This is a genomic window from Azoarcus sp. TTM-91 (assembly GCF_012911025.1).
GTDB lineage: Bacteria > Pseudomonadota > Gammaproteobacteria > Burkholderiales > Rhodocyclaceae > Azoarcus.
Genome location: NZ_WUEI01000039.1, coordinates 1 through 22,344 on the forward strand (window position 1 = coordinate 1; position 22,344 = coordinate 22,344).

Sequence of the window (22,344 nt, forward strand, 5' to 3'; positions counted from 1 at the left end):
GCGCCTTGCTGCATCTGCAGCACTACGCCCAGGCTCTGGTATTTCTTCAGTACGTCCGGAACCACCGGCAGGCGGCGTTCGCCTGCGAGCGTCTCCGACGCGACTCCTAGCAACAATGGCATCGAGGGTCCTCCAACGGGGTTGGTGAAAAAGACGCGTCGACGCCGCTATTGTTATTAGGTCGCTTCTCCCTGCCTCACACCAGAATGGTGCGCGGCCGACGCTGGAGGATAGTTAGCGACGGGGTGCATTCCTGCAATAAGGGTCTCCGGCAGCTTGCCTGCCGGGAAGGCTTGCCTACGCTGCCGCTCAGGATCGAGCCGGCGCAGCCGTGGCGGGCGCCTCGACCAGTTTGACGATGGCGAGCGAGATGTTGTCGCCGTATCCGCCCGAGCGCTTGCGGGCCTCGGCGATGAGGCGCTGGGCGGCCTCGCGCGCCGGCAGGTGATGGATGACTTCACCCAACTCCGCGTCGCTGAAGTAGCCCCACAGGCCGTCGGAACACAGCAGGAAGCTGTCGCCCACCGTCAACGGCGCGGTGCCGGAACGGTCGATGCGGGGTTCGCGCTCGCTGCCCAGGCAGGACAGCAGCACGTTGCGCTGCGGATGGGTGAGCGCGCCCTGCTCGTCGATGCGGCCCTTGCGCAGCAGTTCGCCGACCAGGGAGTGGTCGCCGCTGCGGCTCAGGGTCTGGGCGCCGCGGAAGTGGTAGAAGCGGGAATCGCCGCAGTGCGCCCACACCGCGCCACCGGGCTGCAGCATGAAGACCACCGCGGTGCTGTGCGGATCCTGCTCGCTGGTGAAGCGGGTGAGTTTGATGACGAGGTGGGCCTCGTTGATGATGCCCTCGAGCAGATGCTCCGGCGTCTCCGACTGCGGTGCGTAGGCTTCGAAGTTCTGCCTGGCCTTGATCAGCACCTGCTCGGCGGCCATCGCGCCACCGGAATGCCCGCCCATGCCATCCGCCAGCACGGCCATCATCAGGCCAGGCCGCGTCGGATGGCCGAAGAGGGCAACCCGGTCCTGCTGTTCCCTCCGGTCTCCGGTATGACGGGCTACGCAGGTTTCGACACTCAGGGCCATGACAACGGGGCATTCGGGTAGATGGGGCCATCCATCATAGCGCCCGGCCGGCCTCCTGACGGCGGCGGCCGGGCGCCCCGATGCACCACTTTGGGGAGCGCGTGACATCCGTCACACCCCCGCAAATTTCGCCGTCGCCGCCCCCGCCCTCAGAGCGGGAAACCGTTCAACCGCGCGTCCAGCAGTTCTACCCAGTGCCTCACCTTCAGCGCGGTACCCGCCTGCAGGTGAGTGATGCAGCCAATGTTGGCGGAGGCGATCAGTTCCGGCTCGCCGGCGGTAAGCGCCGCCAGCTTGTTCTCCCGCAGCTCCCCCGCAAGCTGCGGGTGCAGCAGGGAGTAAGTGCCGGCAGAGCCACAGCAGAGGTGGCCGTCGCGCACCGGGGTGAGGTGGAAGCCGGCCGCGCCCAGCAGGTGCTCCACCACGCCGCGCAGCTTGAGGCCGTGCTGAAGCGTACAGGGCGCGTGCCAGGCCACCGGCGGCGGCGTGCCCGGCTTGGCACGCAGCAGGGGCGCGAGGCGCTCGGCCTCGGCGGCGACGATCTCGCTGATGTCGCGGGTCAGCTCGGCGATGCGGCGTGCCTTCTCCGCGTAGAGGGTGTCGTGCTGCAGCAGGTGGTCGTAGTCCTTCACCTGCACACCGCAGCCGGAGGCGGTCATGGCGATGGCTTCGACCTCGCCGCGCTCCACCAGCGGCCACCAGGCGTCGATGTTGCGGCGGGCGTTGTCGCGGGCGCCAACGGCGTCGTTGAGATGGAAGCGCACCGCGCCGCAGCAGCCGGCACCGTCGGCCTCGACCAGGGAGATGCCGAGCACGTCCAGCACCCGGGCGGCGGCGGCGTTGATGCTGGGCGCCATCGCCGGTTGCACGCAACCGGCCAGGGCCAGCATGCGGCGGGCGTGGCGCGGCCGCGGCCAGGGGCCGGCCGGGCGCGCCGCCGGCACCTTGTCCTTCAGCGCCTCCGGCAGCAGACCTCGGGCCAGGCGCCCGGCCTTCATCGCCACGGTGAATATGCCGGTGCGCGGCACCAGCTCGCGCAGCAGCCAGCGCGCCACCTTGTTGCCGGCAGTGCGCGGCACCTGGCGCTCGACCAGTTCGCGGCCAATGTCAGCCAGCCGGCTGTAATGCACGCCGGACGGGCAGGTGGTTTCGCAGGAGCGGCAGGTGAGGCAGCGGTCCAGGTGCAGCTGAGTCTTGGCGGTGACCGGCTGGCCTTCCAGCACTTGCTTGATCAGGTAGATGCGGCCGCGCGGCCCGTCCAGCTCGTCGCCCAGCAACTGGTAGGTGGGGCAAGTGGCGGTGCAGAAGCCGCAGTGCACGCATTTGCGCAGGATCTCGTCGGCCTCGCGGCCCTCCGGCGTGTCGCGGATGAAGTCGGCAAGCTGGGTCTGCATGCTCAGAGTCCTTGGTAGAGCCGGCCGGGGTTGAAGATGCCCGCCGGGTCGAAGGTCGCCTTGAGACGGCGATGGATGGCGAACAGCGGTGCAGGCAGAGGGGAGAACACCTCGCCGGCGCGATCGCCGCCGCGGAACAGGGTGGCGTGGCCGCCAAGCTCGGCGGCCCGGCTGCGGACCTGCGCCGCCGGCAGGTCGCCGGCCAGCCAGCGCTGGGCGCCGCCCCATTCGATCACCTGCCGACCACTCAGCCGCAGCGGCGCGGCGGAGCTTGGCAGGGACAGGCGCCAGAGCTGTTCGTGCCCGGCCAGGTCGTGGGCCGGAGTGCGCTGTTCCTTGATATCGCTCCAGAAGGTGAGGGCCTGGTCGTCGGCCAGTGGCTCGCCGCCCAGCCGGGTGATGGCGGCGGCCACGGCGGCTTCTGCGCCAGAGAGCCGCAAGGTCAGCACGCCGGCGTTCCAGGCGGAGGCGGAAATCGGCAGCGGCTGGCCGCCCCAGTCGTTCAGGCGGTCTATGGCTTCGCCCTCGGCCATCTCGAAGCGCAGCGTGGCTTCCCGCGGCGGACGCGGCAGCACCTTCAGCGACAGCTCCAGGATGACGCCCAGTGTGCCCAGGCTGCCGGCGACCAGGCGGGAGACGTCATAGCCGGCAACGTTCTTCATCACCTGCCCGCCGAAGGACAGCACCTCGCCGCGGCCGTCCAGCAGTTTCACGCCGAGCACGAAGTCGCGCACCGCGCCGACGCTGGCCCGGCGCGGGCCGGACAGGCCGGCGGCGACACAGCCGGCGACGGTGGCACCCGCGCCGAAATGCGGCGGCTCGAAAGCCAGGAACTGGCCCTGCGCCGCCAGCAACGCTTCCAGTTCGGCCAGCGGGGTGCCGCCGCGCACGGTGACGACCAGCTCGGTCGGCTCGTAATCCATCACGCCGGCGTGTTCCGCCAGCGCGAAGTCCTCGCCCACCGCGCGGCGGCCGTGGAAATCCTTGCTGCCCCCACCTTGCAGGTTCAGCGCCCGGCCATCCGCCGCCGCCGCGCGGATGCGCTCGGCCCAGGATGCGACGATCTCGTTCATTCCTTCTCCACTCCCCTATCCACGCCCTTAGCCTGGGCGGTTCTCGTTCCCGCCTTGCGCTGCTGCCTGGCATCCAGCGTGCGCAGCGCCAGCCAGGCGCCGATCAGCGACAGCACCGGCACCGCCACCAGCAGGAACTGCAGCCATCCTTTGTCCGCCACGGCTCAAAAGCGCGGCAGTTCCGGGTGCGACAGCGCGCCGCCCTGCACATGCATGCGGCCGTATTCGGCGCAGCGATTCAGTGTCGGAATGGCCTTGCCCGGGTTGAGCAGCCCGTCCGGATCGAAAGCCGACTTGACGCGGAAGAACTGCTTGCGCTCCCGCTCGCCGAACTGCACGCACATCTGGCCGACCTTCTCGATGCCGACGCCGTGCTCGCCGGTGATGGTGCCGCCGAAGGCCACCGACAGTTCCAGGATCTCGGTGCCGAAGGCTTCCGCCCGCTCCAGCTCACCCGGCTGGTTGGCATCGAACAGGATCAGCGGATGCAGGTTGCCGTCACCGGCGTGGAAGACGTTGAGGCAGCGCAGGCCATAGCGGCCTTCCATGCCCTGGATGGCTTCAAGCATTTCGCCCAGGCGCTTGCGCGGGATGGTGCCGTCCATGCAGTAATAGTCCGGCGAGATACGGCCGGCGGCCGGGAAGGCGGCCTTGCGCCCGGCCCAGAAACGCAGCCGCTCGGCTTCGTCGCGGGAAACGCGGATCTCTCCGGCCCCGCTGGCCTGCAGCACCTCGCTGACGCGGGCGATCTCCTCCGCCACCTCTTCCGGCGTGCCGTCGGCCTCGGACAGCAGGATGGCCTTGGCGTCCAGCGGATAGCCGGCGCGCACGAATTCCTCCACCGCCGCGGTGGCCGGCTGGTCCATCATCTCCAGCCCGGCCGGGATGATGCCGGCGGCGATCACCGCCGCCACCGCCTCGCCGGCCTTGGTGACGTCATCGAAGGTGGCCAGCACGCAACGCGCGATCTGCGGCTTGGGCGTGAGCTTCACCGTGACTTCGGTGACAACGCCCAGCATGCCCTCGGAGCCGGTGAACAAGGCCAGCAGGTCATAGCCGGGCGCGTCCAGCGCATGGCCGCCGAGCTCGATGATCTCGCCTTCCATGGTCACCGCCCGCACCCGCAGCAGGTTGTGCACCGTGAGCCCGTACTTGAGGCAATGCACGCCGCCGGCGTTCTCGGCAACGTTGCCGCCTATGGTGCAGGCGAGTTGGGAGGACGGGTCCGGCGCGTAATACAGGTTGTGCGGCGCGGCCGCCTCGGAGATCGACAGATTGCGCACGCCGGGCTGGACCACCGCGGTGCGGGCGTGGGCGTCCAGGTGCAGGATGCGGTTGAAGCGCGCCATCGACAGCAGCAGCCCGTGCGGATGCGGCTGGGCACCGCCGGACAGGCCGGTGCCGGCGCCGCGCGCCACCACCGGCACGCCCAGTTGGGAACAAGTGCGCAGGATCGCGACGACCTCCTCCTCGGTGCTCGGCAGCGCCACCGCCAGCGGCACCGCGCGGTAGGAGGCGAGACCATCGCACTCGTAGGGGCGCAGATCCTCGTTGTCGAACAGCAACGCCCCCACCGGCAGCACCTTTGCCAACGCCTGCACCACCCTCGCGCGGTCGAGGCCGGAATAATCCACCTCGGCCAGGGCGAAGGCCGGCAGGTCCTCGGTTGTCTCCATCATCGTTCTCTCTCCTGCGTGCTGACGGTCGGCCTTCAGGGCCGCCGCGGTTCCAGGCCCAATCGCTCCGCCGCCGCGGAAAGGTGGGCAATGGCCGCCTCGCGCGCGCCTTTGGCGTCCCGCGCCAGGATGGCGTCGAAAATGCGTCTGTGCTCCGCCTGCGCCGCCGCCGCGCGACCAGCCTGCAGGCCGGCCGCATTCCAGGTGGGCACGCGGGAGGCGGAAAACTGCCGCCCCATGAAAACAAGGAAATGTTCCAGCTGGGCGTTGCCGGTTGCCGCGGCGACGGCCACGTGGAAGGCGTCGTCCGCCTGCGCGCCGTTCTCGCTGCCGCCGTCGGCGCCGAGCAGCGCCTCGTCCATCGCCTCCAGCGCGGCGGAGAGGCGGCCGAGGTCCTCGTCGTCACGCCGCCGCGCCGCCAGTTCGGCCGCCCCGGCCTCCACCAGGCAGCGCAGCTCGAAGATGTCGGCGATCTCGCCCTTGGAGCGCGCCTCGTCGCCCAGCAGCCGGAACGCCGCCGCCACCGAGGGCTGGGCGACGAACACGCCAGCGCCCTGCCGCGTCTCCACGCAGCCATCCGCCCGCAGCCGGGAAATCGCCTCGCGCACCACCGCACGGCTGACGCCGAAGCGCTCGCACAGCGTCTTCTCGGTCGGCAGCTGAGTGCCTGGCGCCAGGCCCATCTCCCGTATCCAGCTCTCGATCTGGCGCGACACCGCATCGCTCAGGCGCGGCGGCCGGGCCAACTTGCCGCTCATCATTCGATAGTCGTCAGCTTGTCAGACAAGTTTCAAGCGTAGGGGATGTGCATGCCCCCTGTCCAGATCAGGACATACCCCGATGGAACGGAGCGCCAGACGGGTTTGCTAACATCGCAGCATCCCAGCCGCCCTTTCTTCCATGCGCCTCCAAGCCGTCGAACGTTTTTTCCCCTTCCTCGGCTGGCGCCGGCAATGGACGCGTGGCGGCTTGCGGGGCGACGTGGTGGCTGGCGTGACCGTTGCACTGGTCGCAATTCCGCAGGCGCTTGCCTATGCCCAGCTGGGCCAGCTGCCGCCCCACCTCGGCCTTTATGCCGCGCTGCTGCCCGCAGTGATAGGCGCACTGTTCGGCTCCTGCGGCCAGCTTTCCACCGGACCGGTGGCACTCACCTCACTGCTCACCGGCGCCAGCCTGTTGCCGCTGGCGCAGCCGGACAGCCCGGAGTTCGTCGCCCTGGCAGTGGCGTTGGCGCTGCTCTCCGGGCTGATCCAGCTGGCGCTGGGCACCCTGCGTTTGGGCTGGCTGCTCAACCTGCTCTCCTATCCAGTGCTGATGGGCTTCATCAACGCGGCGGCGCTGGTCATCTGCCTGTCGCAGATTCCGCCGCTGATCGGCCTGCCGCTGGCCCAGCGCGGCAGCTTCATCGCCGGCTTCGGCGCCGCTTTCGCCCACCTCGACAGGCTGCACCTGGCTTCAGCCGCCTTCGGCATCGGCGCCCTGGCGGCAATGCTGCTGCTGCGCCGGCTCGCACCGCGGCTGCCGGCCGTGCTGGTGGTGGTCGCCGCGGCCATCGTGCTTTCGGCCGCCACTGGTTTTGCCGCAGGCGGTGGCGCGGTGGTGGGCAGTCTGCCGCCTGGCCTGCCCGGCTTCTCGCTACCCTCGCTCGAACCCGGCACCCTCGCCAGCCTGCTGCCCACCGCCTTCGTCATCGCGCTGGTGAGCTTCATGGAAGCCGCCTCCAGCGCGAAACTGATCTCCGGCAAGACCCGCCAGGCCTGGGACCAGAACCAGGAGCTGATCGGCCAGGGCCTGGCCAAGCTGGCCGCCGCCTTCAGCGGCACGCTGCCAGTCAGCTCCTCCTTCTCCCGCTCGGCGCTCAACTTCGGGGCCGGTGCCCGCACCGGCTTCTCCACGCTGGTCACCGCCACGCTGGTGCTACTCACCCTGCTTTATTTCACCGAGTTGCTGTGGCATCTGCCCAAGCCGGTGCTGGCGGCCATCATCCTGCTGGCCGTCGCCAACCTGCTGGACTTCGGCGCCCTGGCCCGCGCCTGGCGCAGCAACCGCGACGACGGCATCGCCGGCCTGGTCGCCTTTGCCACCACGCTGGGCTTCGCGCCCAACATCCAGAACGGCATCCTCACCGGCCTGCTGCTGTCGCTGGCGCTGATGGTGTACCGCGGGATGAGTCCGCGCGTCGCCATGCTGGGGCTGCATGCGGACGGCACCTACCGCGACCTGGAGCGCTTCAACCTGCCCCACCCGCGGCCGGACACGGTGATCCTGCGTTTCGACAGCCCGCTCACCTTCGTCACCGCCAGCCAGTTCGAGGATGCACTGCTGAAAGCTGCCCGCGCCCAACCCGCGGTGAGGGCGGTGATCGTGTCCGGCGCCGGCATCAACGACATCGACGCCACTGGCCTGCACACCCTCGCCGGGCTGATGGAACGCTTCGCCGCCCAGCGCCAGATACTGGCCTTCTGCGGCCTGAAGAAACAGGTGATAGATGCGATGGAGCGCGCCGGCCTGTGGCCCCGCCTGGCCTCGCACGCCGGCTATCGTAGCGAGCAGCAGGCCCTGCTCGGCCTGGACGCGCACCTCACTGATTAATATTGACTTTTCTTTTTCGCCTCAGTACAGTGCGCGATTCTTTGCAAAACCATCAACTGGAGCAGCACCATGTACGCGGTGATAAAAACCGGTGGCAAGCAGTATCGCGTTGCCGCTGGCGAAAAGATCAAGGTAGAACAGATACCGGCTGACGTGGGCTCCGAAATCACCATCGACCAGGTTCTCATGGTCGGCGAAGGCGAGTCCGTCAAGATCGGCACGCCCGTGGTTTCCGGCGCCGCAGTGAAGGCCACCGTGGTTTCCCACGGCCGTCACGACAAGGTCAAGATTTTCAAGATGCGTCGTCGTAAGCACTACCAGAAGCATCAAGGCCATCGCCAGAACTACACCGAGCTTCGCATCGAAGCGATCTCGGCCTGATTGCAGGAGGTAAGACCAAATGGCACACAAAAAAGCTGGCGGTAGTTCCCGCAACGGCCGCGACTCAGAATCAAAACGACTTGGCGTGAAGCGCTACGGCGGCCAGTTCGTCGTTGCCGGCAACATCATCGTTCGCCAGCGCGGCACTGAATACCATCCGGGCGAGAACGTGGGCATCGGCAAGGATCACACCCTGTTCGCACTAAAGGACGGCACCGTGAAGTTCGTGGTCAAGGGCGCCGCCAAGCGTCGCACCGTGATCATCGAGGCCGAAGCGGCTTAAGTCGCGGCTCCGGTCCGAAAAGCCCTATCCTTGCGATAGGGCTTTTTTATTTATGCCTGCAGGCAGAACAGCATGAAGTTCTTCGACGAAGCCCGTATCGAGGTCATCGCCGGCGACGGCGGCAACGGTGCCGCCACCTTCCGCCGCGAGAAATACATTCCCCGCGGCGGCCCGGATGGCGGCGACGGCGGCCGTGGCGGCAGCATCTACGCCCAGGCCGACCGCAACCTCAACACCCTGATCGACTATCGCTACACCCGCAGCTTCCGCGCCCAGCGCGGCGAGAACGGCGGCAGCAAGGATTGCTACGGCAAGGGCGGCGAGGACATCGTGCTGCGCTTCCCGGTCGGCACCGTGATCAGCAACCTGGACACCGGGGAACCCATCGCCGACCTCAACGAGGACGGCAAGCAGGTGCTGCTCGCCCGCGGCGGCCGCGGCGGCCTCGGCAACCTCCACTTCAAGTCCAGCGTGAACCGCGCCCCGCGCAAACGCACCCTGGGCCAGGAAGGGGAGCGCTTAAACCTGCACCTGGAACTGAAGGTACTGGCGGACGTCGGCCTGCTGGGCATGCCGAACGCCGGCAAGTCCACCTTCATCCGTGCGGTGTCGGCAGCCAAGCCCAAGGTGGCGGACTATCCCTTCACCACGCTGGCCCCCAATCTCGGTGTGGTCCGCACCGACGAGAAACGCAGCTTCGTCATCGCCGACATTCCCGGCCTGATTGAAGGCGCCGCCGAAGGCGCCGGCCTCGGCCACCAGTTCCTGCGCCATCTGCAGCGCACCCATGTGTTGCTGCATCTGGTGGATCTTGCGCCCTACGACCCGGAAGTCGATCCGGCGAAAGAAGCGCTGGCCATCGTCGAGGAACTGCGCAAGTACGACGAGGCGCTCTACCAGAAGCCGCGCTGGCTGGCGCTGAACAAGCTGGACCTGCTCCCCGAAGGAGAGCGTGACGCACGCATCGCCACCTTCCTCCAGGCCTACGGCCCGGTGGAGCGCCACTTCGAGATCTCCGCCCTCAAGGGCGAAGGCTGCAAAGGACTGGTCTTCGCCATCCAGGACTTCCTCGACAACGAACGCGCCCGCATCAACGCAGAGCTCGAAGCCCAGGCGGCCGAGGAGCGGGCCCGCCTCGCCGCCGTCGAAGCCCGCGCCGCCGAGCGCGATGCCACGTTCCAGGCGGAAGCGGAGGCAGAAGACGAGTCGGCCGAGGATGACGAGGCCGAGGGCACGGACGGGCGGCACTAAGCCCAATTCATCCCGAAGGCATCATGAGAGAGAAGATCAAGCATGCCCGCCGGCTGGTCGTGAAAGTCGGCAGCGCCCTGGTGACCAACAACGGCGCGGGACTGGACAAACCAGCACTGGATGACTGGGCAAGACAGATCGCGGCGCTGCGCGCCGAGGGCCGCCAGATCACTCTGGTTTCCTCCGGCGCCATCGCCGCCGGCATGCAGCGCCTGGGCTGGACCCGCCGCCCGCAGGAAATGCACAAGCTTCAGGCCGCCGCCGCCGTCGGCCAGATGGGCCTGGTGGAAGCGTACGAAGACGCCTTCTCCCGCCAGGGCCTGCAGACAGCACAGATCCTGCTCACCCACGAAGACCTTTCGGATCGCACCCGCTACCTCAACGCGCGCTCCACGCTGACCACCCTGCTCGATCTCGGCGTCGTCCCCATCATCAACGAGAATGACACGGTGGTGACCGACGAGATCAAGTTCGGCGACAACGACACCCTGGGCGCCTTGGTCGCCAATCTGATCGAGGCCGAAGCGCTCATCATCCTGACCGATCAGACCGGCCTCTATACCGCCGATCCGCGCAAGGATCCAACCGCCACTCTCATCGGCGCGGGTCAGGCCGAAGATCGCCAGTACGAAGCGATGGCCGGCGGCGCCGGCAGCGGCATCAGCAAAGGCGGCATGATCACCAAGATCCGCGCTGCCCAGCGCGCCGCCCGCAGCGGTGCCCACACCTGCATCGCCAGCGGGCGCGAAACCGATCCGCTGCTGCGCCTGGCCGCCGGCGAAGACATCGGCACCCTGCTCTATGCCACCAGCAGCCCGCTGCAGGCCAAGAAGCAATGGCTTGCGGACCACTTGCAACTTGCAGGCGACCTGGTGATCGATGACGGCGCGGTGGAAGCCCTGAGAAGCGGCCGCAGCCTGTTGCCCATTGGCGTGGTGGAGGTCAACGGCGATTTCTCCCGCGGCGCAGCCGTGTGCTGTCGCAGCCTGTCCGGCCAGGAGATTGCCCGCGGGCTGGTGAACTATAGTGCCTCGGAATGCCGCCGCATTGCGCGCAAACCCACCAGCGCCATCGAATCCCTGCTGGGCTATGTCGGCGAGGCCGAGTTGATCCACCGCGACAATATGGTGAGCAGCTGAACCACCGCGCATAGCGCTTCACACCCGCTCCGCCGGGTAGCAATATGACGACCAGCGCAGCGAAGGCAGTTCTTGCCATCCCAGCGCCGCGCGACCACACAGCGTCTCAAGAACCTAAAGCACAAACGGAGACAACGATGCCCGAGCAGAACCAGTTCGATTACAACGTCGCCTTCTCGCGCAACATCGGCTGGTTCACCGAGAAGGAACAAGCCCACCTGCGCCAGTGCCGCGTCGCCGTAGGCGGCCTTGGCGGCGTGGGCGGCAGCCACTTGATCACCCTCGCCCGCCTGGGCATCGGCAAGTTCACCATTACCGACCTGGACACCTTCGACTGGCCGAACCTGAACCGCCAGGCTGGCGCCAGCTGCTCCACCATGGGCCTGCCCAAGCTGGACGTCATGGCGCGACAGGTACTCGACATCAATCCCGAAGCCGATCTGAAGCTGATGCCCAACGGCCTCAGCCTGGACAACATCGACGACTTCCTGGACGGCGTCGACCTCTACATGGACAGCCTGGACATTTTCGCCCTGGATATCCGGCGCAGGGTGTTCGCACGCTGCCGGGAGCGCGGCATTCCTGCCGTCACCGCCGCACCGATGGGCATGGGCACGGCCATGCTCGCTTTCCACCCCCAGGGCATGAGCTTCGAGGATTACTTCGCCCTGGATGGCTTCGCCTTCGAGGACCAGATCCTGAAGTTCATCGTCGGCGTCTCCCCCTCCATGCAGCAACGCCACTACCTGCTGGAGCGCGGCTCGGTGAATTTGTTCAAGAAGAAGGTGCCGTCCACCGCGATCGGCATCGAACTCGCGGCAGGCGTCGCCTGCACCAACGCGATCAAACTGATCCTCAAGCGCGGCGATGTCATCGTTGCACCGCGCGGACTGCATTTCGATGCCTATCGCAACACCATGATCCGCACCTGGCGCCCCTTCGGAAATCGCAACCCGATGCAGCGCTTCATGTTCTGGTACATCAAGCGCCTGCTGTCCAGATAGCGGCGCGCCGCGCACAGAACCGCTCGCCCCGACACGAACACAAAGAAAAACCCCCGCGCTTGCACGCGGGGGTTTTTCTTTTTGAGAAGCCCGGCGTACGCCAGGCTTTTCAATCAGGCAGCAGCCTTGCTCTTGCGACGACGGGTCAGACCCAGACCCAGCAGACCAGAGCCCAGCAGCATCAGCGAAGCGGGTTCCGGCACGTTGGTCGGGTTGGCGACCACGGTGAAGGAGCCGCTACCGTCGTGGTTGGAGGTCAGATCGAAGCCACCAGGCACCGCCGTGAAGTCGCTCACGAAGATGTTGGTGTCGAAGCTGGCCAGGAACTCGATCGCCAGGGCGTCAGCACCGGAATCGCCGCAGTTCGCCCAGATGTCGTAGAAGCCGCTGGAGCCGTTGCACTCGAAGTTACCCGAGTGGAACAGGTTCGCGTAGGTCAGATCCGCAATGCCGGTGAAGTCGGCCGTGCCGGTCAGCACCGTGCTCACGCCAGTCGCGCCACCACCACTCACCGCGATGTTCATGAAGTTAATCATGTTGACGCCGTCGAACGAGATGTACATCTCGATCAGACCCGGGCTGTACGAGAAAGTCGGCACGCCGCCATTCACGCCAGTCACCACGCCGTTGAGGTTATCAACGGAGAAGCTCAGCAGCCAGTTGGTGCCGTAACCGTTGTTGCTGTGGGTGCCAAACACTTGGTTCGGGGTGAAACCAGTGATCTGATTGTTGGTCAGGTTGCCAACAGCAAGGCCACCACTGGTCGTCAGGTTGTCGCCCGCGCTGATCACGCCGTCACCGTTAGTGTCCTGAATGAAGGTCCTGGACTGGTACGTGAAGAGGAACTCATCCTTCAGCGAGGTGCTTGTGTTGGTGACCTTGTCGCGCTGGGGTGCCGGGACGCCGTCGTAGTTGGTGCCGACATCCAGATAGAACGGGGCAGCGTTGGCAGCCGAGGCACCCATCAACAGGCCGGCGGTAGCCATCGCGAATAGTACTTTTTTGCTCATTTGCCATCTCCCAAAGTTTGGCGAAATCGTCAGCGTTTGGCTCTGTCTTGGGGTCAAACACTTTCCGCCACATCGCCGCGCCAAGCAATAAGCAAAGCCAATGCCAGATTTTATAAATCCATATAAATCATCACATTACAAATATCGCTGCAGCTATCCTGCTTTACTCTGGTACGCACTGTAAAAAAAACCGACACCCTTCGTATTGCCAGTGGCGGGCACGCCGTCGAAAATGCCTGAAGAGGCCGCGCCAATATGAGATTCTCCGCCTCTCCAGGCAGTGCCAGAGCCTTCAACAACTATTCCTATACAGAACATGCTCAAGCCCGCCTTTGCCCTCAATCACTTCCGCACTGCCTGGCGCAACGTTGTGCGGCAGGTCAGCCGTAGCCGTGCGGCGCTGGTTGCGATCGCCTTCGGCGTGATGGCCATGATCCTGGCTGCCGGCTTCATCGACTGGAATCTCCGGTTCGGGCGCGACAACACCATCCTTTCACAGCTCGGACATCTCCAGGTCATGCGCCCCGGCTTCACCGACTACGGCCGCGCCGACCCCTATGGCTATCTCCTGCCCATGATGACGCCCGCGGAGAAGGCGGCCCTGGAGGGATTGCCGGGCTATCGCGTTTCCGCCCCCCGCCTCTTGATCTCCGGCCTCGCAAGCTCAGGAGACATCACCCTTTCCTTCATCGGCGAAGGCGTGGATCCCACCGCGGAATCGTCTCTTTCCTCCGCCTTGCGATTTCCGCAGGGACGTAACCTGCAGACGGGTGATCGCAAGGCCGCCATCGTCGGCCAGGGCCTGGCGCTGAATCTGGGCGTCAAGGTGGGCGACACGCTGGTCTTGATCTCCAACACCGGCAACGGCGGCATCAGCGCCGTCGAAGCCGAGGTCGTCGGCTTGTTCGAATCGATCGCCAAGGCTTACGACGACGCCGCGCTGCGCATCCCGATCGACCTCGCCCGGGAACTGATGCGCACAGAAGGCGAGCACCTCCGCCTGGTGCTGCTGGACAAGACCGAGAACGTGTCTGCGGCCGACCGCCAGTTGCGAGCCGCCCTCCCGGCTGAGCGCTACGAGGTCGTCCCCTGGTGGAAGCTGGCCGACTTCTACAACAAGACGGAAGCGCTCTTTTCCAAGCAGGTCGGATTCATCTATCTCGTCATCTCGGTAATCATCGTGCTCGCCATCACAAACACCATGACCATGATGGTGATGGAGCGGATCAGCGAGATCGGCACCATGATGGCGTTGGGCACACGGCAACGAGACATCCGCATCATGTTCCTGCTCGAAGGCACCATCCTTGGCGGACTGGGGGCACTGATCGGCATCGTTGCCGGCGTATTGCTGGCACTGCTCATCAGCGCCATCGGCATACCCATGCCACCCGGGCCCATCATGAGCTGGCCTTACGAGGCGGGCATCCTGCTTACGGCAGACAACATCCTGACGGCAGCAGGGGTGGCCTTGCTCACCACGATCCTGGCCAGCGCCTATCCGGCCTGGAAGGCCTCCCGCCAGGAGATCGTCAATGCACTGCGCGCGCGCATTTGAGAGGGAAGGCGCATGCAAGACCTGACCCGGCTCGGCTTCCGCAACCTCCTCCGCAACCGGATACGGACCGCGATCACCCTCGCGGTGGTCACTTTCGGCGTCTGCGGCCTGATCCTCTCCGGCGGCTTCATCCGCGACATCTTCGTTCAGCTGGGCGAAGCGCTCATCCACTCTCAGAGTGGTCACGCCCAGGTCGGCCGCGAGGCGCTGTTCAGCTTCGGCTCCCGCTCGCCGGAGCGTTACCTGCTGGAAAAGCCCGAGGCGCTGCGCAGCTATCTCGCAGAACAGCCTGAGGTGAAGAACGTCATGGCGCGAATCACCTTTTCGGGCTTGCTCAACAACGGCAAGACGGACTATCCGGTGATCGTCGACGGCGTCGAGGCAGACCGCGAGAATGAACTCGGTACCTTCCTCCACCTGGTCTCCGGCCGCATGCTCACCGACAAGGACCAGTACGGCGCGGTCATAGGCGAAGGAGTGGCCAATGCACTGCGCCTGAAGGCTGGCGATCAAGCCACTCTGCTGGTGAACACCATAGATGGTGCGATGAACACCCTGGATGTCGAGATCGTTGGCGTGTTCCAGAGCTTCTCCAAGGATTTCGACGCCCGGGCGATGCGCATCGCCCTGCCGGATGCGCAATCCCTGCTGGTGACTGACGGCATCGGCAAATACGTCCTGGAGCTGCATCGCACCGATCAGACCACCGCGCTGGTCCAGCGCGTCCGCGCGAACTTGCCGGCCGGCGACGTCGTCGTTCGTGACTGGGAAGAGTTGAACGACTTCTATGGCAAGGCAGTCGAGCTCTACCAGCAACAGTTCGGCTTTCTGAAGGCCACCATCTTGCTGATGGTCTGCCTCAGCGTCATCAACACAGTGAACATGAGCCTGGCCGAGCGCAGTTGGGAGTTCGGCACCATGCGTGCGCTGGGCAACCGCAACCGGACCGTCATCGGACTCATCCTGACGGAGTCCTTCGTCCTCGGCCTCGCCGGCGCGCTCATCGGCACACTGCTCGGCCTGTTGCTGGCGGCAGTCATTTCGGGCATCGGTATTCCAATGCCACCGCCACCCAATGCCAACCTCGGCTATGATGCCTATATCAGAATTGAAACAAGTGACGTACTTGAAAGTGCGCTCATCGGTACATGCGCAACTTTGATTGCTGCGATCTATCCCGCCTGGCGAACCACGAGACTGAGCATCATCGATGCTCTTCGAGCCCGAGAATGAAGGGCTGCCAACGCTATTCAGGGAGATGACGTTGTTGCTCTTCGAACGCTTCAACCTGGGCCACGGCTTCAGGAAATACTTCGAGATTGCTCCAGCCACCAACGAGGCTCTGCGGAACGATGTATTCCGCATACGTCACGAGGTCTATTGCGAGGAGCTGCATTTCGAGCCCGAACGTCCGGACCGTCGCGAGAGCGACCAGTACGACGCCCACAGCCTGCACTGCCTGATCCGCACCTCCAACCAGCCCACGCAGCTGGTCGGCTGTACCCGTCTCGTCCTCGCCAATCCGGCCGATCCCTACGAACCGCTGCCTTTCGAGCGGACCTGTGCGGCAACGCTGGACCGTTCGATCATCGACCCCGCCCGGTTGCCTCGCGGTAGCATCGCCGAGGTCTCCCGGCTGGCGGTCCGCGGCCTGTATCGCCGACGCAAGGGCGAGGACCACAGCGCCATCGCAATCAGCGAAGAAGACTACGGCAACAGCGAACGGCCACGCTTCCCCTACATCCCCATCGGCCTTTACCTGGGCGCGGTCGCACTGGCGGCCCGCAGCGGCATCGAGACGCTGTTCGTACTCACCGAGCCGCGGCTGGCTGCGCACTTCGGCAAGCTGGGTGTGGATATCCGGCAGATCGGGGGGCCGGTGGAGCACCGCGGCACCCGCGTTCCCTCCGTCATGGACGTACAGAGCATCATCAAGAGCATGCGCTTCATCGTGAAACCCATCTGGAGGGTGATCCACGAGGAAATCGAGCGCGGCTATGAGCAGGAAGCGCATAGCGGCAAGCTGAAGAGCAGCTGACCCGCCTTTCCTCTCCCTGAAAGATAAAGCCCGCATCCGCGGGCTTTTTCACTTTCAGTTCGCCTGGCGCTCAACCAGCCAATGCAGCGCGAATCTGATCCAGCGTGCTGGGATCGTCTATCGTCGTCAGATCGCCCGGATCCCGCCCTTCGGCCAGCGCCTGGATGGAGCGGCGCAGCATCTTGCCGGAACGTGTCTTCGGCAGGCCGCTGATGAAATGGACCCGCGCCGGTCGCGCGATGGCGCCCAGGCTGTCATCCACCGCCTTCATCACCTCCTTCTCCAGCGCTGCCCGCTTCTCCGCACTGTCGATACGGCTGGCATCCTTCACCACCGCGAAGGCCATCGGCGTCTGCCCCTTCAATTCGTCATGCACGCCGACAACCGCCACTTCGGCGATGGCGTTATGGCCCTGCACCGCCTCTTCGATCTCACGCGTTCCCAGGCGATGTCCGGCAACGTTGATGACGTCGTCCATGCGGCCGAGGATGGTGTGGTAACCCTGTTCGTCCTTGATGCCCCAATCCGAGGAGGAATACACAACCGGGTTGGTGAACAGGCTGAAGTAGGTGGATACGAAGCGCTCGTCCTGCCCCCAGACGGTGGACAGGCAGCCCGGCGGCAGCGGCGGCACCACGCCGACGATGCCCTTCTCGCCCGGCCCGCACTCGCTGCCGTCCTCGCGGAAGATGCGCAAGTCGTAGCCGTAGACCGGGAAGCTGGGGCTGCCGAACTTGATCGGCGTCTTCTCCACGCCGCGTACCGCGGCCAGCATCGGCCAGCCGGTCTCGGTCTGCCAGTAGTTGTCGATCACCGGGATGCCGAGTTCGCCCATGATCCATTCATGAGTCGGCTGGTCCAGCGGCTCGCCAGCGAGGAAGAGATGCTTGAGCGATGAGAGATCGTACTTCTTGAGGAAGGCAGGATCCTGCTTCTTCAGCACCCGCACCGCCGTCGGTGCCGAGAACATCACGCTGACCTTGTACTTCTCGACGATGCTCCACCAGATGCCGGCATCCGGCCGCAGCGGCGTACCCTCGTACATGATGGTCGCCATGCCGGCGATCAGCGGCGCGTAGATGATGTAGCTGTGGCCCACCACCCAGCCGATGTCCGAGGTGGTGAACATTGTCTCGCCTTCGCCACCGGTGTAGATGTGCTGCATGGACGCCGCCAGCGCCACACAATAACCGCCAGTGTCGCGCTGCACGCCCTTGGGTTTGCCGGTGGTGCCGGAGGTGTAGAGGATGTAGCTTGGCTCCGAGCTTTCCACCCAGGTCACCGGCACCGTGGCGTCCAGGTGCTTCTCGCGCAGCTCGGCGTAATCGACGTCGCGGCCGGCCACCCGCGGGAAGCCCTTGTCCAGCCCACGATCGACGATGAGCACCCTCTGCGGCGGGAATTCGGCCAGCTTGCAGGCTTCGTCCAGCAGATGCTTGTAGGGCACTGGCTTGCCGTTGCGCATGCCGGCGTCCGCACTGACCATGAGCTTGGGCCTGGCGTCGTCGATGCGGGTCGCCAGCGAGCCTGCGGCAAAGCCGCCGAAGACCACCGAGTGAATGGCGCCGATGCGGGCGCAGGCCAGGATGGCGAAGCAGGCCTGCGGGATCATCGGCATGTAGATCAGGACGCGGTCGCCCTTGCCTACGCCCAGATCCTGATAGATCGCCGCCATGCGCTCGACTTCGCGCTGCAGCTCGGCGTAGGAGTAGATCGTCTCCTCACCGGTTTCGGTGGAAATGTAGATCAGGGCACGTGCGTCCGGCCGTTTGGCCGCGTGCCTGTCCACCGCGTTGTAGCAAAGATTGGTTTCCCCGCCCTTGAACCACTTTACGAAAGGCGGTCGCGAGAAATCGCAGATCTGTTCAGCCGGCTTGTTCCAATGAATCAAACGTGCCTGCTCGGCCCAGAATTCGTCACGCTGGTCTATCGACCGGCGATGGAACGCCTGGTAGGTCGTCATGAGCACCTCTCCCTTCCTCATTTGCGAATGGCGTACGGCGGCCCCTCAGCCGCCGTGGTCCTGCTGCTCTCAAATGGAGGTCTGGCTACCCTCCACGTCATCACCGGTGCCCCGCTCTTTGTCGTACTTCTTGAGCTGCATGATCGGTAGCCCGATGTGAAGTCGGGATTCTACCAATTCCAGCAGCGGCAGCAGGGTTGTGATGACATCCGGCAAGCGTTCGGCCACTTCGGCTTCACCGCCGGCGCGAATCTGCAGGAGGGCGTGATCGATGCTTACTGCTTGTCTGAGCTGGCGTTCCACCATCGAGTGGTCCACTTCGCCGCGCTCGGCCACCACCCGGTTGCCGCCGGCGGCAGCGCCTTCGCGCACTCGTTTCACGGCGACATCGATGAGCTCGCTGACACTGTGCAGCCCATCCACCGCCGAGCCGGAGATGCCGATGGTGATGCTGATGCGGATGCGCTCTTCGCGGTAGGTCATCACCAGCTTTTCCATCGCCTTCTGCAGGCGCAGGGCGAAGGCGCAGCAGCCGGCGACATCGGTGCTGGGCGTGAGCACCGCGAACTGGGAGGGCGCCAGTTGCGCCACCGTATCTTCCTTGCGGACACGGGTGGAGAGAATCTTGGAGAGCTTGCGGGTAATGAGCTGGGCTACATGGGCGCCATGCCATTCCACCAGTTGCTCGTAATGGTCGATCTCGATGACCATCGCCGAGATCTCGGAACGCTGGCGCTTGGCGAGCGCCATTTCCTGCTCGCCATGCCAGTTGAGGTAGGACTCGCTGAGCAGCCCGGAGCTGGGGTCTACCGGGCTCTGGGAGGCCAGTGCCGCCCGGCTCTCCGCCAGCTCGCGGCGGGTCTGGGCGAGGTGGGTCAGGGAATCCAGGCGGGCGACCAGCTCGACGCTGCCTATGCCCTTGGTGATGAAATCGTTCGCGCCCAGCTGCATCGCCTTGATGCGGGCGTCGTCGTCTTCGTCGCCGGAAATGATCACCACCGGCATCTCGTGCACCCGCTGTAGTTTGGAGCTGCGGATGCGCTCCAGCAGGCCGTACCCGTCCAGCTGCGGCATGCCAATGTCGGTAAGGACGACCTGGATCTCGGGATCCACCAGCAGCGCCTGCCAGCCTGCCTCGCCATCAGCCTCCTCGCGCACCGCGAAACGCCCCCGCACATGCTTGATGATGGAGGCCCGCACCATGCGTGAGTCGTCAACAATCAGGACTTTCGGCAACTGCGGAGTTTCTTCGGCACTCATGGCGGGAACAGACTTTCCTGTGGGGCAATGGCCGATCCGGACGGAGCCGCGGACGGATGACGAGGATGCGCCAGATTATAGCGAAAAGCCATAGTCGGCCCGGCAGCCCGCCCGCACTTCAAATCCGCCCCTATGCGACCGATAATTCAACAAGATCATCTTGGGTTCGCCGCCATGCCCCTGCTCACGCAGCCCCTGGAAACAGTCGATGCCTACGTCGAGCACTTCTCCCGCCAGCCGCTTCCGGTGCTGCGGCGGACGGTCAAGGATCTCGAAGCGCTGCGCGCCGAGATGGACACCGTGAGCGGCAAGCGCATCGCCGCTGTCGTGCTGGCGGATCCGCTGATGACGATGAAGCTGCTGACTCATCTCGAAAGCCACCGCCGCAGCTCGCAGAACCACGACATCACCACCATAGACCGGGCGGTGATGATGATGGGCCTGGGCCCCTTCTTCAACACCTTCACCCGGATGCCTACGGTGGAAGACACGCTGGCGGCGCATCCACAGGCACTCATCGGCGTGCTCAAGGTCATCGGCCGCGCCCGCCGCGCCGCCCATTACGCCCGCGATTGGGCCATCGTGCGCCACGACCTGGATGTGGACGAGATCACGGTGGCGGCGCTGCTGCGCGAGGCCACCGAGATCGTCTGCTGGGTGTTCGCGCCGGAGCTGACCCGCCGTGTCTACAGCCTGCAGCTCGCGGACCGCCAGTTGCGTAGCGCCACCGCCCAGCGCGCCGTGTTCGGCGCCACCGCGCGGGAAATCCAGCTGGCCCTGATCCACGCCTGGACGCTGCCGCAGCTGCTGGTGCAACTGCTGGACGAAACCCAGGGCGAACATCCGCGGGTGCGCACCATCAAGCTCGCCGCCGACTTCGCTCGCCATGTCGCCCACGGCTGGGATGACCCCGCCTTGCCGGATGACATCGACGCCATCGAACGCTTGCTGCCGCTGGGCCGGGAGCAGTTGCTGCACCGGTTGAACGTACCGGAAGAGGCCATGGCCCGCTTCCTGCCCGAGGCGTCGCAGCCGGAGTGAGCAGTAAGGGCGCTCTCGCAGGGCGCTTGCGTATATGATCCCCGGGTTGAACACGGAGTCTTCATGAGCGTCTCTTCCGCCCTGCTGCTCGGCATCGTCGTGGTCGCCCTGGCCTACGGCGTCGTCATCTACAACGGCCTGGTCCGGCTGAAGCACAACGTAGCCAAGGCCTGGGCCAACATCGACGTGCTGCTCAAGCAGCGCCACGACGAGGTGCCGAAACTGATCGAGGTATGCAAGCAGTACCGCCAGTTCGAGAGCGAAACCCTGGCCCGCGTCACCGAGGCACGCGCCCGCGTCGCCGCCGCCCGCGAGCAGCATGACTTGCCGGCGCTGGGGGCGGCCGAAGGCCTGCTGCGCGGCGGCCTGGGCCAGATCTTCGCCGTCGCCGAGGCCTATCCGGAGCTGAAGGCCAACGAGCATTTCATGCAGTTGCAGAGCCGCATCACCGCACTGGAGAACGGTATCGCCGACCGGCGCGAGTGGTACAACGAGTCTGTCAATCTGCACAACGTGCGCATCGAGCAGTTTCCCGATCTGCTGCTCGCCCGCCTGTTCCAGTTCCCGCCGCAGCCGCTGCTGGAGTTCGCCAGTGTGGAGAAGGCGGACGTAGACGTGAAGGCGCTGTTCGGCACCTGAGCCGCCTCCCATGCTCGTGCGCCTGCGGCGCGACGGCCTGAACGTCGCGCTGCCCTCCATCCAGTTCGGCCTGGTCGCCTTCATCCTGCATGTCGGCCCCCGCAGCCAGGCCAGCCTGTTCGCAATCGCCCTGCTGCTGGCCTGCGGCCTCTTTGGCTGGTTGCGCACGCTGCAGCACGCCCGGCTCATCCTGGACACCCCCACCTCCCGGGTGGGCTCCGCCGCCCAGGGCTACGTGGAACTACGCGGCCACGGCGAGCCGCTGGCGGGCACGCCGGTGCTGTCTCCGCTCACCGGGCTGCCGGTAATCTGGTACCGCCTCGCCACCTACCACCGCAACAACGATCGCAAATGGGTGCATGCCCACACGGACGAGAGCGATGCCTCCTTCCTGCTGCGGGATGCGAGCGGCGTCTGCGCGGTCGATCCCGAGGGGGCGGAAATGTTGGTGCGGCGGCAGGACACGGTGGAGCGTGGCGACATCCGGCAGGTCCAGTGGTGCCTGCTGCGTCACGACCCCATCTATGTGCTGGGCGATTTCCACACGCTGGGCAGCATCACGCCGGAGCTGGACACCGCCGCTCAGGTGCGCGATCTCCTCGCCGAATGGAAACAGGACCACCGGCGCCTGCTTGCCCGCTTCGACCTCGATGGCGATGGCCAGATCAGCCTGAAGGAGTGGGAGCTAGCCCGTGCCCAGGCCAAGCGCGAGGTGGCGAAGCAGCGCCAGGAGGTGCTCGCTTCACCGGAGGCCCATGTGATGCGCAAGCCGGATGATGGCCGGCTGTACCTCATCTCCGATCTGGATCCGGCGCGCATCGCACGACGCTACCGCTGGTGGTCAGCGCTGCACCTCAGCGTCTTCCTTGGCAGCGCGGCGGCGGTCGCCTGGCTCTCCCAGGCTTGATGCGCGGCAGACGGAACACGCTCGCCACCTCGCCCGGCGAGCCTGCAGGCCT

General features: G+C 65.7%; 21 protein-coding genes. 12 read left to right on the forward strand and 9 right to left on the reverse strand.

Annotated features, from left to right (window positions below; translation table 11 throughout):
• Nucleotides 1-309: 309 nt before the first annotated feature.
• The 6 genes from GRF61_RS12410 to GRF61_RS12435 all read right to left on the reverse strand — a co-directional run bounded on the left by GRF61_RS12410 (nt 310) and on the right by GRF61_RS12435 (nt 5,984).
• Nucleotides 310-1,083 (reverse strand): protein phosphatase 2C domain-containing protein, encoded by a 774-nt coding sequence (locus tag GRF61_RS12410; RefSeq protein WP_133595043.1) that lies wholly within the window; start codon nt 1,081-1,083, stop codon nt 310-312.
• Between the two features lie 149 nt (nt 1,084-1,232).
• Complete coding sequence (glcF, locus tag GRF61_RS12415; protein ID WP_169150970.1) at nt 1,233-2,477, reverse strand: glycolate oxidase subunit GlcF; 1,245 nt, start codon at nt 2,475-2,477, stop codon at nt 1,233-1,235.
• A gap of 2 nt (nt 2,478-2,479) precedes the next feature.
• Nucleotides 2,480-3,550, reverse strand: a complete 1,071-nt coding sequence (gene glcE / locus GRF61_RS12420) for a glycolate oxidase subunit GlcE (protein ID WP_169150971.1) — start codon at nt 3,548-3,550, stop codon at nt 2,480-2,482.
• Nucleotides 3,547-3,711 (reverse strand): hypothetical protein, encoded by a 165-nt coding sequence (locus GRF61_RS12425; RefSeq protein ID WP_169150969.1) that lies wholly within the window; start codon nt 3,709-3,711, stop codon nt 3,547-3,549. Before GRF61_RS12425 ends, glcE begins: the two co-directional genes overlap by 4 nt.
• A gap of 3 nt (nt 3,712-3,714) precedes the next feature.
• A complete protein-coding gene (locus tag GRF61_RS12430; protein WP_169150994.1) occupies nt 3,715-5,226 on the reverse strand; it encodes an FAD-linked oxidase C-terminal domain-containing protein in 1,512 nt (503 codons plus the stop codon).
• 35 nt (nt 5,227-5,261) lie between these two features.
• Nucleotides 5,262-5,984, reverse strand: coding sequence for a FadR/GntR family transcriptional regulator (locus tag GRF61_RS12435; RefSeq protein ID WP_169150972.1), 723 nt, complete (start codon nt 5,982-5,984; stop codon nt 5,262-5,264).
• A 142-nt stretch (nt 5,985-6,126) separates the two neighbouring features.
• On the opposite strand from GRF61_RS12435, the gene sulP reads away from it, so the two are divergent.
• From sulP to GRF61_RS12465, 6 genes are all read left to right on the forward strand, one after another.
• Nucleotides 6,127-7,818, forward strand: a complete 1,692-nt coding sequence (gene sulP / locus GRF61_RS12440) for a sulfate permease (protein WP_169150973.1) — start codon at nt 6,127-6,129, stop codon at nt 7,816-7,818.
• 69 nt (nt 7,819-7,887) lie between these two features.
• Entirely contained in the window at nt 7,888-8,199 is a 312-nt protein-coding gene (rplU, locus tag GRF61_RS12445; RefSeq protein WP_011766892.1) for a 50S ribosomal protein L21, read from the forward strand.
• A 19-nt stretch (nt 8,200-8,218) separates the two neighbouring features.
• The gene (gene rpmA / locus GRF61_RS12450) at nt 8,219-8,482 is read left to right on the forward strand and encodes a 50S ribosomal protein L27 (RefSeq protein ID WP_133595048.1); all 264 of its coding nucleotides are present in this window, start codon (nt 8,219-8,221) and stop codon (nt 8,480-8,482) included.
• 72 nt (nt 8,483-8,554) lie between these two features.
• Entirely contained in the window at nt 8,555-9,733 is a 1,179-nt protein-coding gene (cgtA, locus tag GRF61_RS12455) for an Obg family GTPase CgtA (protein ID WP_169150974.1), read from the forward strand.
• Nucleotides 9,734-9,756: 23 nt separating this feature from the next.
• A complete protein-coding gene (proB, locus tag GRF61_RS12460) occupies nt 9,757-10,872 on the forward strand; it encodes a glutamate 5-kinase (protein WP_169150975.1) in 1,116 nt (371 codons plus the stop codon).
• Between the two features lie 137 nt (nt 10,873-11,009).
• Entirely contained in the window at nt 11,010-11,876 is an 867-nt protein-coding gene (locus GRF61_RS12465; RefSeq protein ID WP_169150976.1) for a ThiF family adenylyltransferase, read from the forward strand.
• Nucleotides 11,877-11,989: 113 nt separating this feature from the next.
• Here the strand turns inward: GRF61_RS12465 and GRF61_RS12470 are convergent, their stop codons facing one another.
• Complete coding sequence (locus GRF61_RS12470) at nt 11,990-12,886, reverse strand: PEP-CTERM sorting domain-containing protein (protein WP_169150977.1); 897 nt, start codon at nt 12,884-12,886, stop codon at nt 11,990-11,992.
• Nucleotides 12,887-13,202: 316 nt separating this feature from the next.
• Between GRF61_RS12470 and GRF61_RS12475 the strand changes: the two genes are divergently transcribed.
• Genes GRF61_RS12475 through GRF61_RS12485 form a run of 3 tightly spaced genes read left to right on the forward strand, consistent with a single transcriptional unit; the run spans nt 13,203 to nt 16,482 of the window.
• The gene (locus GRF61_RS12475; RefSeq protein ID WP_169150978.1) at nt 13,203-14,444 is read left to right on the forward strand and encodes an FtsX-like permease family protein; all 1,242 of its coding nucleotides are present in this window, start codon (nt 13,203-13,205) and stop codon (nt 14,442-14,444) included.
• A 12-nt stretch (nt 14,445-14,456) separates the two neighbouring features.
• Nucleotides 14,457-15,677, forward strand: a complete 1,221-nt coding sequence (locus GRF61_RS12480) for an FtsX-like permease family protein (protein ID WP_211165920.1) — start codon at nt 14,457-14,459, stop codon at nt 15,675-15,677.
• Nucleotides 15,678-15,708: 31 nt separating this feature from the next.
• Entirely contained in the window at nt 15,709-16,482 is a 774-nt protein-coding gene (locus GRF61_RS12485; RefSeq protein WP_169150996.1) for a PEP-CTERM/exosortase system-associated acyltransferase, read from the forward strand.
• A 70-nt stretch (nt 16,483-16,552) separates the two neighbouring features.
• Here GRF61_RS12485 and GRF61_RS12490 read toward each other — a convergent pair whose 3' ends face one another.
• Entirely contained in the window at nt 16,553-18,466 is a 1,914-nt protein-coding gene (locus GRF61_RS12490) for a propionate--CoA ligase (RefSeq protein ID WP_169150979.1), read from the reverse strand.
• Between the two features lie 48 nt (nt 18,467-18,514).
• Complete coding sequence (locus GRF61_RS12495) at nt 18,515-19,705, reverse strand: response regulator (protein ID WP_169150980.1); 1,191 nt, start codon at nt 19,703-19,705, stop codon at nt 18,515-18,517.
• Between the two features lie 174 nt (nt 19,706-19,879).
• Here GRF61_RS12495 and GRF61_RS12500 point away from each other — a divergent pair, with 174 nt between their 5' ends.
• The 3 genes from GRF61_RS12500 to GRF61_RS12510 all read left to right on the forward strand — a co-directional run bounded on the left by GRF61_RS12500 (nt 19,880) and on the right by GRF61_RS12510 (nt 22,292).
• Nucleotides 19,880-20,746, forward strand: a complete 867-nt coding sequence (locus GRF61_RS12500) for an HDOD domain-containing protein (RefSeq protein WP_169150981.1) — start codon at nt 19,880-19,882, stop codon at nt 20,744-20,746.
• A gap of 63 nt (nt 20,747-20,809) precedes the next feature.
• Nucleotides 20,810-21,385, forward strand: a complete 576-nt coding sequence (locus tag GRF61_RS12505) for a LemA family protein (protein ID WP_169150982.1) — start codon at nt 20,810-20,812, stop codon at nt 21,383-21,385.
• A 10-nt stretch (nt 21,386-21,395) separates the two neighbouring features.
• Nucleotides 21,396-22,292 carry a hypothetical protein gene (locus GRF61_RS12510; protein WP_169150983.1) on the forward strand — a complete coding sequence of 299 codons (897 nt, stop codon included), beginning with the start codon at nt 21,396-21,398 and terminating at the stop codon, nt 22,290-22,292.
• Nucleotides 22,293-22,344 lie beyond the last annotated feature (52 nt).